General features: G+C 60.2%; 13 protein-coding genes. 2 read left to right on the top strand and 11 right to left on the bottom strand.

The features are described from left to right. Positions 1–15: 15 nt before the first annotated feature. From PH551_RS17320 to PH551_RS17350, 7 genes are all read right to left on the bottom strand, one after another. Positions 16–954: an ABC transporter substrate-binding protein gene (locus PH551_RS17320; protein WP_285193925.1), complete on the bottom strand. Its 939-nt coding sequence runs from the start codon at positions 952–954 to the stop codon at positions 16–18. A gap of 70 nt (positions 955–1,024) precedes the next feature. Then, the gene (locus PH551_RS17325; RefSeq protein WP_285193926.1) at positions 1,025–1,969 is read right to left on the bottom strand and encodes an ABC transporter substrate-binding protein; all 945 of its coding nucleotides are present in this window, start codon (positions 1,967–1,969) and stop codon (positions 1,025–1,027) included. Positions 1,970–2,059: 90 nt separating this feature from the next. Then, positions 2,060–3,835 carry an amino acid ABC transporter permease/ATP-binding protein gene (locus PH551_RS17330; RefSeq protein ID WP_285193927.1) on the bottom strand — a complete coding sequence of 592 codons (1,776 nt, stop codon included), beginning with the start codon at positions 3,833–3,835 and terminating at the stop codon, positions 2,060–2,062. 45 nt (positions 3,836–3,880) lie between these two features. Further along, a complete protein-coding gene (locus PH551_RS17335; protein ID WP_285193928.1) occupies positions 3,881–4,426 on the bottom strand; it encodes a GNAT family N-acetyltransferase in 546 nt (181 codons plus the stop codon). Next, the gene (locus PH551_RS17340; RefSeq protein ID WP_285193929.1) at positions 4,423–5,622 is read right to left on the bottom strand and encodes a M20 aminoacylase family protein; all 1,200 of its coding nucleotides are present in this window, start codon (positions 5,620–5,622) and stop codon (positions 4,423–4,425) included. Before PH551_RS17340 ends, PH551_RS17335 begins: the two co-directional genes overlap by 4 nt. Positions 5,623–5,640: 18 nt before the next feature. Beyond that, complete coding sequence (locus PH551_RS17345) at positions 5,641–6,990, bottom strand: LLM class flavin-dependent oxidoreductase (protein ID WP_285193930.1); 1,350 nt, start codon at positions 6,988–6,990, stop codon at positions 5,641–5,643. A gap of 24 nt (positions 6,991–7,014) precedes the next feature. Next, on the bottom strand, positions 7,015–8,007 hold the full coding sequence (locus PH551_RS17350; RefSeq protein ID WP_285193931.1) for an LLM class flavin-dependent oxidoreductase: 993 nt from the start codon (positions 8,005–8,007) through the stop codon (positions 7,015–7,017). Between the two features lie 207 nt (positions 8,008–8,214). Between PH551_RS17350 and PH551_RS17355 the strand changes: the two genes are divergently transcribed. Next, positions 8,215–8,496 (top strand): type II toxin-antitoxin system Phd/YefM family antitoxin, encoded by a 282-nt coding sequence (locus tag PH551_RS17355; protein ID WP_285193932.1) that lies wholly within the window; start codon positions 8,215–8,217, stop codon positions 8,494–8,496. After that, positions 8,496–8,819 carry a type II toxin-antitoxin system RelE/ParE family toxin gene (locus tag PH551_RS17360; RefSeq protein ID WP_285193933.1) on the top strand — a complete coding sequence of 108 codons (324 nt, stop codon included), beginning with the start codon at positions 8,496–8,498 and terminating at the stop codon, positions 8,817–8,819. The genes PH551_RS17355 and PH551_RS17360 overlap by 1 nt, the downstream gene beginning before the upstream one ends. Positions 8,820–8,883: 64 nt before the next feature. On the opposite strand, the gene repC is transcribed toward PH551_RS17360, so the two are convergent. From repC to PH551_RS17380, 4 genes are all read right to left on the bottom strand, one after another. After that, a complete protein-coding gene (gene repC, locus PH551_RS17365) occupies positions 8,884–10,185 on the bottom strand; it encodes a plasmid replication protein RepC (protein ID WP_085780798.1) in 1,302 nt (433 codons plus the stop codon). Positions 10,186–10,383: 198 nt separating this feature from the next. Then, a complete protein-coding gene (repB, locus tag PH551_RS17370; protein ID WP_285193934.1) occupies positions 10,384–11,373 on the bottom strand; it encodes a plasmid partitioning protein RepB in 990 nt (329 codons plus the stop codon). After that, complete coding sequence (repA, locus tag PH551_RS17375; RefSeq protein WP_285193935.1) at positions 11,370–12,587, bottom strand: plasmid partitioning protein RepA; 1,218 nt, start codon at positions 12,585–12,587, stop codon at positions 11,370–11,372. Before repA ends, repB begins: the two co-directional genes overlap by 4 nt. Positions 12,588–13,708: 1,121 nt before the next feature. Beyond that, positions 13,709–14,794, bottom strand: coding sequence for an ROK family protein (locus PH551_RS17380; protein WP_085780794.1), 1,086 nt, complete (start codon positions 14,792–14,794; stop codon positions 13,709–13,711). Positions 14,795–14,839: the final 45 nt, after the last annotated feature.

The following is a 14,839-nucleotide window of genomic DNA, read 5'->3' on the forward strand; positions in this document are numbered from 1 at the left end:
GTCATGCCTTCCTGATCAATATTTCGGGAGGCCGGGCGGATTGGTCTCGGATGCGGGCAAGGCTTCCTCGGAAAGATGCCAGTGCTCGAGGATTTTGGTATAGGTGCCGTCCTTGATCAGGCCGTTGGTGGCGATGGTCAGCGCATCGGCGAGACCGCTTCCCTTGCGGGTGGCGATCGCGACATCGGAACGATCCGGCCAGCCGGCGCTCAGTGTGCCGACCCGCCTGATGTTCTTGTCCCGCGCGGCGATGAAGACGAGCTGGGCATGCGGCTGGACGATGACATCTGCCCGGCCGGAACGAAGCGCAAGCAGGCTCGCCGCCTCGTCGTCGTAATACTGCAGCTCGATCGGCTTCAGGCCGGCGGCGACGTCCTCTTCGCTCCACTTCACCAGGATTCGCTCCTGATTGGTGCCGGCGCCGACGATGATCCTGAGGCCCGCTGCATCCTTCGGCTCCTTGATCGAGGTGATGGGTCTGTCCGATTTCACGAAGATACCGTGCATGCCCTGACGGTAGGTGGAGAAATCAAACTTCTCCTTGCGCTGCTCGGTCACACCGACATTGGAGATGACGGCATCATATTTGCCCGAGGTAAGCCCGAGCGGCCAGTCGATCCAGGCGACCGGCACGATCTCTAGCGTCAGGCCGAGGCTATCGGCGATGGCATAGGCATAGTCGGGATCGGCCCCCACCACGGTCTTGGCGTCGGTGGCATAGGTGGCAAGCGGCGGACCGCCGGGGCTGACGGCGATGGTGAATTTGCCAGGCGTGACGAACTTGAAATCCTTCGGGATCGCGGCGACGGCCGCATCGTTCCTGGCGGCATGAAGCCTGGCCGGCTGCTGCGGGCTCAAGTCGAATTCATCGGAGGCATGTGCTGCGCCGAGCCCTGTCAAGATTGCCGTCAGCGCTGTGAGGAAGAGGGTACGGATTGCTGGAAAGGTCGTCACGCTCGATATGTCTCCGTTTGCATAGAAAGGCAGAGACGGACCGGCGAGATGCCGGTCCGTAAGCCGACTATTACGAACCGCTCTTCGGCAGGCCGGGTGGGTTGGTTTGGGCCTTGTCGATCGCCTCAGGACCGAGATTCCAGGTATCGAGGATCTTCTTATAGGCGCCGCTGGCGATCAGGTCGTTGACGACATCGGTGACCGGCGCGGCAAGGCCGCTGCCCTTGCGCGTGGTGACGGCAATCTCGGCGGTGATCGGCCAACCGCCGCTGACCGTGCCGACGAGCTTGGTCTTGCCGTTGATGCCAGCAGCATAGGCCTGGGTCGCGTTGACGCTGAAGACAGCGTCGGCCCTCGCGGACTGGACGGCGAGATCCTTGACCGCGTCGTCGTCGTAATATTGCACCTCGATCGGCTTCAGGCCGGCCGCGACATTCTGCCGATCCCACTCCAGAAGGATCTTCTCCTGGTTGGTGCCAGCATCTGTGATGACCTTCAGCCCCGCAATATCCTTTGGCTCCTTGATCGAATTGATCGGGTTATCGGCCCTGACGTAGAAACCGAGCTCATCCTTGCGATAGTTCGAGAAATCGAACTTTTCCTTACGCTCTTCCGTGACCGTCACGTTCGATATCACCGCGTCGAACTTGCCGGAGGTGAGCCCGAGCGGCCAATCCGCCCATGCGACGGACACGAGATTGAGCTTCAAGCCCAAACTGTCGGCGATTGCCTGCGCGAGATCGACGTCATAGCCGATAACGGTCTTGGAATCGGAGGCATAGTCGTGCAGCGGCAGATTGCCGCTCGTGCTGATGCCGACGGTGAAGACGCCATTTTCGACAAACTTGAAGTCCTTGATTTCGGCAATGCGCTTCTCGTTCTTTTCCACCCGCAGCCGGTTCGGCTGTTCGGGGCTGAGATCGAACTTCTGCTGCGCCTGAGCGGAGCCGAAACCGATCGCACCAATGGTGACGGCTCCTGCTATCAAAAGCTTTACTCTATCAGTAAATGTCATGCCCCTTCTCCGTTTCATCTTAAGATTGTGCTTGTTGTCATTCGACCAGAGCAGCCCGTCGCAGCCCGGCCTTCGCCAGCGCTGTCGGCGCTAGAGAACCTTTGCGAGGAACTCGCGTGTGCGGGGATGCTCGGCCTGGGTGAAAATCCGGGCCGGCGGGCCGGCCTCAAGAATACGGCCGCTTTCCATGAAGACGACGGTGTCGGCGACCTCGCGGGCAAAACCGATTTCATGGGTGACGATGACGAGCGTCGTGCCGGTGCGGGCCAGCTCCTTGATGACGTCGAGCACTTCCCCGACCAGTTCGGGATCGAGTGCGGAGGTCGGCTCGTCGAACAGCAGCACCTTGGGGCGGAGCGCCAATGCCCGGGCGATCGCGACGCGCTGCTGCTGGCCGCCGGAGAGTTGGCGCGGATAGGCGTTGATCTTGTCGCTGAGGCCGACACGGGCGAGAAGCTCCTGCGCCAGCTGCACGGCTTCTTCGCGGCCGATGCCGCGGAGCTGGATCGGCGCCTCGATCAAGTTTTCGAGCACGGTCAGATGCGGGAAGAGGTTGAAGCTCTGGAAAACCATGCCGATATCGGCACGGCGCTTGAGGATATCCTTTTCCTTGAGCTCATAGAGCGTATCGCCTTTCCTGCTGTAGCCGACGAAATCGCCGTCGACCGAGATGAAGCCCTCGTCGACACGCTCCAGGTGGTTGATGGAGCGCAGCAGGGTCGACTTTCCCGAACCGGAAGGACCCAGGATGGCGGTCACGCTGCCGGCCGCCAGGTTGAGCTCGACGTCGTCGAGCACCTTCAGCGAACCAAAGCTTTTGGAGATACCGTGGATGCGCACCGCACCGCCTGTCCGCAGTGCCGTCGCGTCATGAAAACTGAGATTGCGCGTCTTATCGGTCGTGTTGTCGAGGGCCGGCAGCGTACGGCGGAAGCGCTCCAGGAATGCCTGGAAGGGCAGCGGCGTCGGATTGCGCACGGCGCCCTTGGAGAAATAGCGCTCGATATAGTGCTGGGCGACCGAGAGGACGGTCATGATGATCAGATACCAGACGGTTGCGACCATCAGCAGCGGGATGACTTCGAGATTGCGGCGGTAGATCACCTGGACGGTGTAAAAGAGCTCGGGTAGCGCCAGCACATAGACCATGGAGGTGCTTTTCGCCAAACCGATGAGCTCGTTGAAGCCGGTCGGCAGGATGGAGCGCATGGCTTGCGGCAGCACGATGCGGAAGGCCTGGCGGCGGCGCGGCAGACCAAGCGCAGCGGCGGCTTCCAGCTGCCCTTGGTCCACCGACAAAATGCCGCCTCGAACGATCTCGGCGAAGAAGGCCGACTGGTTGAGCGTGAGGCCGAGATAAGCGGCAGCAAAGGGCGTCAGCAACTGTACGGTGGGGTAGTCGAACAGCAGCGTGTCGGTGAAGGGAACGCCGATCCTGATCGTTTCGTAGAGATAGCCGAGATTGTTCAATATCAACAGCAGCACGATCATGGGAATCGAGCGCAGTAGCCAGATGTAGCCCCAGGAAAGGCCTGACAGCAGCGGCGACTTTGAAACGCGGGCGAGCGCCAGAGCCGTTCCGAGGATGGAACCCGAAACGGCGGCGAGCGCAGTCAGGAGCAGCGTCCTGCCAAGGCCGACGAGCACGGGCTCGGCGAAAAACCATTCGGCAAAGACGCCCCAACCCCAGCGTGGATTGGTGAAGATGGAATAAAGCACCGCGACGATGACGATGGTAGCGAATACCGTGCCGGCCAACCGCTCGGGATGGCGGGCCGGGACGATGCGGTAACGGGAAGTGTCCTGCCTGGGTTCTGCCGTCCTGCTGCCGGGCTCAAGGCCCGCAAAATCCGTCGTCAGTGCCATTCTCATTTCCCTTTTATGATTGTCTGACTTGCCGTTTCAGAGATTTCAGCCGGCCACTTTCAGGCGCGGTTCGCTTTCGAAAGCCGGCACGGCGAGATGGGTGATGTCCTTCTCGAAGGGCAGGCTCTTGTAGATCTCGGGATCGGCCGCCGTGTCGAAGAGCGCGGTGTAGCCATAGTTCAGATAAAGTCCGACTGCCTCTGGCTGGCGGAAACCAGTCGTCAGATAGATCCTGCTATAACCTTGGCGGGCGGCTTGAAGCTCCAGCTCCACCAGAACCTTGCGAGCGAGTCCCTGACGGCGCAGATCCGAACGTGTCCAGATGCGTTTGAACTCGGCCGTGCGATCGTTGTAATGCTTGAAGGCGCCGCCGCCGACGGTTTCGCCGTTGCGGATCAACAGCAGGAAGTTTCCGTGGGGCGGCGCAAAGGCTTCAGGAGGATACCGGTTCAATTCGGCTGCGGCGCCTTCGGCATTGAAATAGGTGCCGTAGCGGCTGTCATATTCGTGGATCAGTTCATCGATCAGCGGCTTGGCGCGCAGATCAAGAGGGCTCGTATAGAGAAACGTATCGCTCATATCGCTCATCACCCGTTGTCTTCAGTGAGGAAAGTTTCTGCGAGCCGGACCCAGTAGCGCGCGGCGGGCGCAATGATCGCGTCGTTGAAATCGTAGTGGGCGCTGTGGAGAGGAGCGCTGTCGCCATTACCGACGAAGAGGTAGCTGCCGGGATTGGCCTGCAGCATGAAGGCGAAATCCTCGCTCGCGGTTCTCGGCCGGAAATCCTTCTCGATCGCAGCAAGGCCGAGAGCGTCATAGGCGACGTCGCGAGCAAATGCCGTCTCCTTGGCATGGTTGACCAGCGCCGGAAAGCCGAGCCGATAATTCACGTCCGCTTCCGCGCCGAAGCTTTCGGCCTGGGCCCGGGCAAGGGCTGGAATGCGCTCCTGCAATAGCTGGCGAACCGTCTCGCTGAAGGCCCGCATGGTGAGTTTCATCTCCACGCTTTCCGGGATCACGTTCGAGGCGGAGCCCGCATGGATTGAACCGACGGTGGCGACCGCCATGTCCTGCGGATCGACATTGCGCGAGACGACGCTCTGAAGCGCAGTGATGAAGGAGGCTGAAGCCAATACCGGGTCGACGGCGCGGTGAGGTTCCGCGCCGTGGCCACCTTTGCCGACGATCCTGATCACCGCCTGGTCGACCGAGGCCATGGCGGGGCCTGTGACGAAGCCGAACTGGCCTGCCGGGACACCCGGCCAGTTGTGCAAACCGAAGACCGCATCGACAGGAAAGCGTTCGAACAGCCCTTCCGAAATCATCTTACGGGCGCCGGCGCCGATCTCTTCGGCCGGCTGGAAGATCAGCCTGAGTGTGCCGCTGAAATTGCCGCTTTCGGCGAGATAGCGGGCGGCGGCAAGCAGGATTGAAATATGCCCGTCATGGCCGCAGGCATGCATGACGCCGGGATTGCTGCTGGCATAGGCAAGGTCGGTGGCCTCCTCGATCGGCAGTGCATCCATATCGGCCCGAATGCCGACCTGCTTCTTGCCTTCGCCACGTCTGAGGGTGGCGACGATGCCGGTACCGGCGATGCCCGTCGCCACCTCGTAGCCCCAGGAGGAAAGGCGGGAAGCAACGAGCTTGCTGGTCCTCAGTTCCTGGAACGCAAGCTCGGGATATTGGTGCAGATCATGTCGTAGCGCGATGATCTCATCGAGATAGCGGGCGATGCCCTTCTCGACCGGATCATTGCTGCGCGGGTTCTGAGCGATGACATCCATGGCGGGTTCGCCGGCGCCTCAGGCGCCGACTGCCTTTCCGCGTTCGAACTCCTCCGCCGCGGTCGCATAGCGGCTTTGACGGAAGGCTAGGCCCAGATGGTCGCGCAGCGTCGCGCCCCTGAGGACAGGATCGAAATAGCCGCGCTCGGTGAGGATCGGCAGGACGTATCTGGCAAAATCGTCGAAGCCCTCGGCAATGACGGGAAAGCCCAGGATGAAGCCGTCAGCGGCGCCATGATCCACCCAGCGGATGATTTCTTCTGCGATATGCTCGGCGGTGCCGATGAAGGCGGTGCGCGGCGTCGCTACATCGAGCGCGACCTGGCGGAGCGTCAGCGCCTTTTCCCGCGCCGTCCTTTTGATACGATCGGTGGTAGCGCGGAAATTGTTCCTGCCGATATCGCCGAGTTCGGGGAACGCTTCGTCGAGCGGATAGACGCTGAAATCATGGTGATCGAAGAAGCGGCCGAGATAGAGAAGCGCCTCCTCGATCGTAACGAGGTTGCGGATCGCCTGGTACTTGGCTTCCGCCTCATCAGTCGTCGCGCCGACGATCGGCCCGATGCCCGGATAGACACCGACCTCCGCAGCACTGCGGCCATGTGCAATCACGCTGTCCTTGAGCTGGCGATAGAAGGCCTGAGCCTCTTCAAACGGCCCGCCATTGGTGAAGACGGCATCGGCATGCTTGCCGGCCAGTCTGATGCCGGAATCAGAAGCGCCGGCCTGGAAGACGACGGGCTGACCCTGCTTCGAACGACCGATGTTGAGCGGCCCCTCGATGCGGAAGAAGCGGCCCTTGTGATTGAGGCGGTGCATCTTCGTCTTGTCGACAAACACGCCGGTCTCGCGATTGCGCACGAAAGCATCGTCGTCCCAGGAATCCCAGAGGCCCTTGATCGCATCGATATAATTCTCGGCGATCTCGTAGCGCAGCTCGTGTTCGGGATGCTCGCGGCTGTAATTGCGCCCCGAACCTTCGAGAGGTGAGGTCACCGCGTTCCACCCTGCCCTGCCGCCGCTGATGAGATCGATCGAGGCGAACTGGCGAGCGATGGTGAAGGGATCGCTGTAGGAGGTCGAGACCGTGCCGACAAGCCCGATCTTCGAGGTCGAAGCCGCCAACGCCGAGAGAATGGCGATCGGCTCGAACCGGTTGAGGAAATGCGGGATCGACTGCTCGTTGATATAGAGTCCGTCGGCGACAAAGGCGAAGGCGATGCCGGCTGCCTCCGCCTTGCGCGCGGTGTCGACGAAGAAGTCGAAATTGACGCTGGCATCGGCCGGGACGCTCGGATGTTTCCAGGCATTCATATGGCCGCCAGGCCCCTGCAGCATAATGCCGAACGTGACGTGTTTTTGAACCATGGGATCGATCCTCCTTGGAACGGGTCAGGCGACGAGGGAAATCCGCTCAGCGGCGAGCAGCTCGATGGAGGCAAGGCGGTCGGCGGTTGAAAGCGCCGGCGTGTCGAGCACGAACTCCTTGACGCCGTAGCGGCGGTGAAGCTCGTCCAATTCCTTGCGGATCTGCTTGGCCGTGCCGTGGAGCACGCTCGGCACCTTCTCCTCGATACGGTAATCGGTGACGCCGGCTTGGCGGGCAAATTCGGCCGCCTGCCCTTCACTGCCAACATTGACGGTCTGGCCGTTCGGCAGGAACACCTTGACGATGCGCAGATTGCCGACGCACTCACGGGCATATTCCTCGCTTTCGGCGGCAAAGGCTGCGAGCGCGAGGATCGGGCGCTTACCGCCGGATGCCTGCTCATAGGCCTCGAACGTCTTGTTGAGATTGTCAGGATCACCGTTCAGGTGGCCGGCGAAGACGAGTTCCCAGCCCTTCTCGGCTGCGAGTCTCGCGCTCTCGACGCTAGCGCCGAGCAGGAAACGTTCAGGAGCCATCGGCGGCAAAGGGGTCGCCTGCGCGCCGTCGCTATTGGGATCTGCGGCGAGATAGGTATTGAGGTCGGAAAGCTGGCTCGCAAAATCCGGCTTCCTGGACGGATCGACAGCTAGCTGCAGGGCACGTGTCGATAGCGGAAAGCCACCCGGCGCCTTTCCGACGCCAAGATCGACGCGGCCAGGCGCAAGCGAGGCCAATAGATTGAAGGTCTCGGCAACCTTGTAGGCGCTGTAATGCTGCAGCATGACCCCGCCGGAGCCAACGCGGATCTTCGAGGTCCTAGCAAGAAGATAGGCGATCAGCGCCTCCGGCGCGGAGCTCGCCAGATTAGACATGTTGTGGTGTTCAGCGACCCAGAAACGGTGATAACCAAGTTCCTCGGCGCGGGCTGCAATCTTTACCGTCGCCCTCAGCGCATCGGCAGCGGAAAGGCCCTGTTCGATCGGGCTTTTGTCGAGAAGGCTGAGGAAGTAGGTCATAACCCGCCGATCCACTCAGTGGTTGCAAAACTTAATCTATAAAATCAGTAGACAACGTTCATTATAAGAAATGACATTCTCTTTCAGAGCCACCGAGTGGAAAAAAGCAGGCGCGCCTGAAAGCCCCGGTGGCGTGCTGGGATCGCCGGCCGAGCTCTTCCAATCGACCATTTTGTGATCTATATTCTGGTCGAAAGGAGTAACCGCATGAAGCTGTCAGAACAGGTCAAGCCGATCAGCTATCTTAAGGCGCATGCGCCAGAAATCATCCGGACGCTGAAGGACAACCCGCGGCCTGTCGTCATTACCCTTCACGGCGAGGCAAAGGCGATCCTTCAGGATGTAGGCCAGTATGAAGAAACGCAGGAGACCTTGGCGCTCCTGAAGGTGCTGGCGCTTACCAATCGGCAAGTCGAGGAAGGCAAGACGCGCCCTGCTGCAGAATCCTTCGCGCGCATTCGCAAGCGTCTGGCCGACAGCCAGTCCTGATGCCTTATCGTGTTCTTTTCGCCGAAGACGCGGAGCGCGATGTCGAGGATCTCTATCGTTTCATCACCGGTCGCGACGGCTCCGAGACGGCGGAGCGCATCCTGACGGAAATCGAGAACGCCTGTGCCAATCTCGAAGAATTCCCCGCCCGCGGAAATATCCCAAAGGAACTGGCCAGCATCGGCATCTCCGAATACCGGGAACTGCACCATAAACCCTGGCGCATGATCTACCGCATCATCGGCACCGACGTCGTCGTCTATTGCGTGGTGGACGGACGCCGCGACATGCAGGCCTTCCTCGAGCGAAGACTTATCCGCTGAATCCAGCACACCGTCCCTCCCCCGTTTCAACAGACTCGCCGGCGTCCACCCGACCGCCTAAGATCTATCCAGCCTTTCGGCCGGCTGGCGCATTCGCCCGCAAGAGCGCCATCAGCATCGAACCGATCGCGAATTCTCCCTTTTCGCTTCGCCGCGTCAGGTCGCGAAGATATCCGCCGGCTGAATTGATGTGGCCCCCGCGTTCCAGGATGCATGCCATCACGGTCGCGGCGTTTTCCGCCCCCATCACACTTGCCGCCTCCTCATAGGCTGACGGGCTGACGCCGAGCATTGACCGAACCGTGACGGCGGCGCTCATCAGGTCGCGCCAGTTGCGGATCACGCCACCCGGCCCGTAGGCCAGGATTTCCGGGCAGGCCTGCAGAACCAGGCCAAGCGGGAAGGATTTCAGGCCGCCGGAATCATCGCCGCCGCCCACCCGTCGACTTTGCCGCTCGTGTCCGATCGGATGAGCCGTTGCATCTCTCCCCCTTTCCAACAGCACGGCCCCACGCCCGTGGTCTTGCTCCGGCATTGCGCCCTGCTTCGTTTCGAAGCTTGGTTCAAATTCAGAGGTGGATTCGGGGTTTGAATTCTGTATGTGACGCTCGATGTGACAGGCATTGCCGCTTTGTTTCGTCGATTTAATCCGAGTCTCCAACCGGTTAAGGATATCTGCCCGAAGCGCTGTCAATTCATCGAGCAAATGCTCGAGCTGCGCTGTCGTCGGCGACCTCGGCAGGCCTTCGACCAGGTCCCGAAATTCCCGATATAGCCCCTGCCAATCCCCCTGGACGTCTTCGTCGACAGCCGCTTCGATCAGCTTTGCGATATCACGGCGGCAAAGGGTGATGCGTTCGCGCAGGCGCTGGACATGCAAGCGCTCAGCCATTACCTCGGCGGCGAGCTGCTCGATCTCCTCGGCGCGAGCAAGCAGCGGAGCCAGCGAGAAGCCGAAGGCCTCGTTGACCTCCCCTGCCCTGTCCCTGCGGACATAGCGCTTGCCATTAGGACTGTCCTTGCGCAACAGAAGCCCCGCCTCGACAAGTGCGGCAAGATGGCGCCGCACCGTCTGTTCGGCCATGCCATGTGTTCGGAGGGACAGCTGGATATTCGAGGGGAAGACGATCAAGCCGTTTTCCTGGGCCAGCTCGTTCTTCGGATAAAAGCTCAACAAAGCATTGAGCACCGCCAGCGCGCGATCGGTGATGCCGAGCAGCGGCTTTGCTTCGCACAGCGCGCGAAACAGTTTCCATTTATCGACCGACTGATCAGGCTTGATCTCACCTGCCATGACCTGGTTTGCGAGCATTCCAAGCGTCATCGACCGCCGCCCGAAGGGCGTCGTTATACTTCCGGTTTCCATCTCTTCCACCTCAATGAGGCAAAAGAAATCCGCTCGCCTGAACGGCGCCAAAAACTCTTGACAGCGATTCTCGGAAGTGCGATTCTCGGAGGTGTTCAAGACTACGAGGAAAGCTTCCGTGACGGTGACGTTCGGGGGCTTTTTTCTTTTGCGCGTTATCTCCTGTTCAATTGTCAGCTGACAATCAGTCTAACTGCTTCATTTTCCCTCATTTTGCTCTTCGAATTCGGCGGCGAGGCCCGCCAGCCGCCGAGCCAGGAATTCCGAAAATGCCGCCGATTTGACGGTGATGCGAAAGGTTTTTCCCGAGCGGCTCACCGAAGCAAGCGTCCCGCCGCCTTGCGTCCGAAGCGTCTGCTCGACCCGCTGCGGCGAGCCCTTCTCCTCCAGTGCCTTCCAGATGACATCGAAGCGGCTATTGCTCTCCAGTGTTGGGAAAGCAGCGGCAGCGATTGCCGCCTGCGCCTTCTTCCGCCCGCCCGCCTCCTTGAATTTATCGGCAAAGGCCAACCAGCGGGGGCGTCCTACCTTCGGCGCCGGTCCGATGGCAAGAATGATCTCCGCATCGATCGTCTGCGCCACCTGCAGCAGCCGTGACGTTTCCGGTTTATCCGTCGCCAGCGCCTGAGCAATCATGTCGCGACTGAAGCCATGTTCATCCATGCGTCGCGCAAACAACGCCCGTTCGATGAAGCTCAAGTCGACACGCGGGCCGTTCTCCTGACCCTGCGCGAGAATCAGCTGTTCATCCGTGAGCTTGCGCACCACGGCCTTGACGGGAACACCTATCTCCGCGGCTGCACGCAAGCGCCGGTGGCCATAGGCGGCCTGGTAATACCCAGCCTTTATCGGGTCCGGACGCACAAGAATCGGAACCTGCTGTCCGCTTTCCCGAATCGACTGCTTCAATCGCTCGAACTCAGGATCCTTGTCGACCGGGATGCGGTCGCGGATAAATGACATTTCGACGACAGCCGGATCAATCTCCAGCACTTTGTCGCCAGAGGCGAGGGACTCACGCAAGGCCTTGGCGGCCGCGGCTTCCTCACCCAGCCGGCCAAGCGACAGGTTCATCGCCTTGACCGCGCCCGATGGCCGATGCGGCGGCGGCGCGCTTGGCGCCTCCGGTCGTGCCGGCTCGACGGCGCCGACCATGCTCTTCAGGATATCGCGACCTTTGGGGCTCATGTCCTGCTCCATGCACTGCGGATGAGTTGCTCGACCTCGGCATTGACGCTGTCGACGGATTCGACGCCGCGGTCATAGGTCTGGCGATGCATCGTCTCGCGGCCCGCCTCGTAGATCGTCTGCTTGGACAGGCCTGCATCCGAAACCGCCGTTGACTTCACCATCATCGAGGTCAATACGCGCTCGCCGAACAAACTGCGCAGGAAGGCGACAATCTGCGCCTGCGGACCATCATTGGACTCATAACGGGTGATCAGGTAGCGCATCCAGTCATATTCGAGATTGCCGCCTGCCTGCTTGACGACGGCCAGAAGATCGGAGGTCATCGTCAGGAACTGGTTCATCGACGCCACGTCGAGCATCTGTGGATGCACGGTGATCAGCACGGCAGTCGCAGCGCAGAGAGCAGACAGCGTCAGAAAGCCGAGGGTAGGGGGGCAATCGATGATGACGACGTCGTAGCTCTGTTCCAGCGAATGCAACGCATTGCCGACCCGCATGAAGAACATGTCCTTGTCGTCGCGATTGCTGTCGGCCAGCGCCTTCGGGGTATCATGCTCGAACTCGTGCAGTTCGAGATTACCCGGAATGAGATCGAGGCCGGGGAAATAGGTCTGGCGGACGATGTCGGCCACGTCGCGGCGCGTCTCGTCATATTTGATAGCGCCGTAGAGTGTCTCGTTTTCACCGACATCGAACTCCGGCTGATATCCGAGCATCGCCGACATCGACGCCTGCGGGTCGAGGTCGACGGCGAGCACACGATAGCCGCGCAGTGCGAGGAACTGCGCCAGATGGATTGACGTTGTCGTCTTGCCGGATCCGCCTTTAAAATTGGTAACGGCGATGACCTGGAGATGGTCGCCCGGCCGGCGCGTCGGCAGATAGGAGGGTTTGGTGCGCCCCAGATGCTGGCGCATCGCATGGATTTCTTCGAGCGAGAAGACGCGGCGGCCGGCCGCCGTCTTTTCGGGATTGATGCTTTCCATCTGGGCCGTGAGGTGGCGAACATAGCTGTCGGTGACGCCGAGCAGCTTGGCGGCCTCGGTGCTGCTGAACCGTCGCAGCGATTTGCGGGCATCGGGCGAAAATAACCGCTCGAACAGAACCTGGAGCTGGCTGCTGAGCATCGTCGAGTCCTGCGCAATCGTTTCGTCGATGGAGACTTGACTCGCTCTTCTGGCTTTCTCAACAATCGCGGCCTTGGTCGGCATTCACGCAAATCCTGATAAATCGGGCAATTTTGCGCAAAAGATCGTGAGTCTGGCGATTCCGTCAAGCGATTTCTTGGTTAGCCAATATATAACAAACCGAATTCCTCGAAAAAATTACGTGGAATTCCGGAATCTTAGCGCGATTGTCAGCTGACAATGGTGGCGACACGGCATCGGCCGAAGCCACCGACCTATCGCCGGGACTACTCGACCGACGTCGAGGCCTTCGCCGACTCAGTGGAGTAACCGCCGCCGCTTGGTACAGACCGGATCAGGCAGATGGCGTTCTTATTTATAGGCAGACGGACGGCAAAGGCTCTCGACCTCCAACCCGCGGACGGGCTCGACGTGGGAAGCCTTGCCATTTGCATCTTGGGATTCCGGATCGCGGCGTGACGAGGCAAGGCCGAGCATTTGTTCGAGACGGCCTGCATTGATCGGAGCGCTTATTCCCTTGAAGTTCATCTTATATCTTTCGTCTGCATATGAGCTTGCGTGACGTGGAGATAAGCGCAATTTGAATGCGCGGAGAACCGCCCGCCGATGTTATCACCATCTTTTGCAGTTGTGGCAGAAAAGGGAAGGGGGCTAAACCAGGCATTACTCCCGAGATACGCTTGCGACAACGACGATGCGCGGCATGCTCGACAGACGCGCCGAACCGGGTTCTATTCGGGCCATACGCATTGCCAAGAGTCGCGACTTGCGTCCGCGATTGAGTTGCGCCGCCGCTGCTGGGCGCGGCAGTGTGATGCCTGCACGACATCTACTACGAGTGAGCCAGCCGAATGTCGGCGCGATGAACCAATCAACCGAGTTCGCAGTCAGCTGCAGATAGGAACAGCTGGCGTGACGGACATTAAGCGCAATGGATGTGAGGTTTGCCCTGCGCTATGCGAATCACATCGGCACGGCTATCATCGGGTTCAAGGCCGCACGGGACCTGTCTCTGCTGAAACCGGCACTCTTCCTAGCGGAACTTATGCGCGCCTTTGCTTCCGTCTACCAAATTCTTCGTTGTTTACCTGTTATTTACCATAAGGCGACGCGGCGTCGGCCGATGGTTGTGCGGGGGGTGACATGATCATTGCTTTGCCGAAAGCTTCCCCGTCGTGGCAGGATTATCGCGCTTTCAATCCCTCGCGATTGGTAAAATGCGCATTGCCCAATCCCGTGCCGATGGTCAGCACCGCCCATCTCGACACGTCCTCCATGAAAGGGATCTGCGACAAGCCCTGCACGACGGCGTCATTGTGCATCATCACGAAGGTGCTGTGATCGGCGATCGAGGGAATGGCCTTCATCAGTGCTGCGGGAAGGTTGAAGTTGTCGCTTTCCCAATTGCCGCCTGGCAGGTTCTGTCCACCGCGTTCGATCGAGCCGTCTGCCTTGATGATGCCGGGACAGCCGATGCCGATGATCGGAGCCGGCTTCAGATTGGCCTTTTCTGCCTTGTCAATCAATTCCTGTAGCATCGCCGCCATTCTTTCCACCGTCGCACTGCGGCTCGGTTCGTCGTCGGCGTGGCGCCAGATGGTCGATTCCCAGACGCCCGCATCTGCAAAATGGGGGCTTTTTTCCTTTCCGAACTCAACGACGCCGGCACGGACATTCGTGCCGCCGATATCGACGGCGAGCATCGCTTTGTAACCCTTGAACATCCAGGGCGGCATGAGGTGGACGGAGCCGATCAGTCCCGCCTCGTCGGGATGGTGGACGATTGGGGTGACCTCGATATTGATGCCCGCCGCCTTGAGAAGAACCATGGTCCTGGCGATTGCCAGCTCCCCGAAGCGGCTTTGCCTGAAGCCGCCGCCGACGACGATGCGCTCCGTCTTGAACCAGCGCTCGTCCTTGAGGAACTTGCCGATGACCTCGGCAAAGTCCTTCGCGAAGTCCTCCACCGCCCCCAGGACCAGTGCGGCGGCCTCCATATCGTCCCCTTTCAGCAGAGACTCGATCTTTTTCTTGGAAAGCTTTGCTGTCGCAACCTTACCGATCGGGTCATCTCCGAATTTGCGGACGTGTTTTCTCCAATCGTCGAGCTTCTGCTGGAAGGTCTTCTTGTTGGCGTTGTCGCCAACAAAGCCGTTCTTGTCACGCAGTTCATTGTTGTAGTCGTCGATCGTCACCAGCGGCAAAACAGTCGCGCCATGCGCCAACGGCGCGGTGATCTCCTCGCTATTCTTGGAGCTGCTTCTGGCCATCAATTTACCTTTACGGCACGAGTGCTTGAACGGGCGGCGAGATTA

The organism is Rhizobium atlanticum (genome assembly GCF_030182485.1).
Classification (GTDB): Bacteria; Pseudomonadota; Alphaproteobacteria; order Rhizobiales; family Rhizobiaceae; genus Rhizobium.

Coding starts and splice junctions, on each gene's coding strand:
- PH551_RS17325 (WP_285193926.1), bottom strand. CDS start 1,969: ATGACATTTACTGATAGAGTAAAGCTTTTGATAGCAGGAGCCGTCACC.
- PH551_RS17330 (WP_285193927.1), bottom strand. CDS start 3,835: ATGGCACTGACGACGGATTTTGCGGGCCTTGAGCCCGGCAGCAGGACG.
- PH551_RS17340 (WP_285193929.1), bottom strand. CDS start 5,622: ATGGATGTCATCGCTCAGAACCCGCGCAGCAATGATCCGGTCGAGAAG.
- PH551_RS17345 (WP_285193930.1), bottom strand. CDS start 6,990: ATGGTTCAAAAACACGTCACGTTCGGCATTATGCTGCAGGGGCCTGGC.
- PH551_RS17350 (WP_285193931.1), bottom strand. CDS start 8,007: ATGACCTACTTCCTCAGCCTTCTCGACAAAAGCCCGATCGAACAGGGC.
- PH551_RS17355 (WP_285193932.1), top strand. CDS start 8,215: ATGAAGCTGTCAGAACAGGTCAAGCCGATCAGCTATCTTAAGGCGCAT.
- PH551_RS17360 (WP_285193933.1), top strand. CDS start 8,496: ATGCCTTATCGTGTTCTTTTCGCCGAAGACGCGGAGCGCGATGTCGAG.
- repC (WP_085780798.1), bottom strand. CDS start 10,185: ATGGAAACCGGAAGTATAACGACGCCCTTCGGGCGGCGGTCGATGACG.
- repB (WP_285193934.1), bottom strand. CDS start 11,373: ATGAGCCCCAAAGGTCGCGATATCCTGAAGAGCATGGTCGGCGCCGTC.
- repA (WP_285193935.1), bottom strand. CDS start 12,587: ATGCCGACCAAGGCCGCGATTGTTGAGAAAGCCAGAAGAGCGAGTCAA.
- PH551_RS17380 (WP_085780794.1), bottom strand. CDS start 14,794: ATGGCCAGAAGCAGCTCCAAGAATAGCGAGGAGATCACCGCGCCGTTG.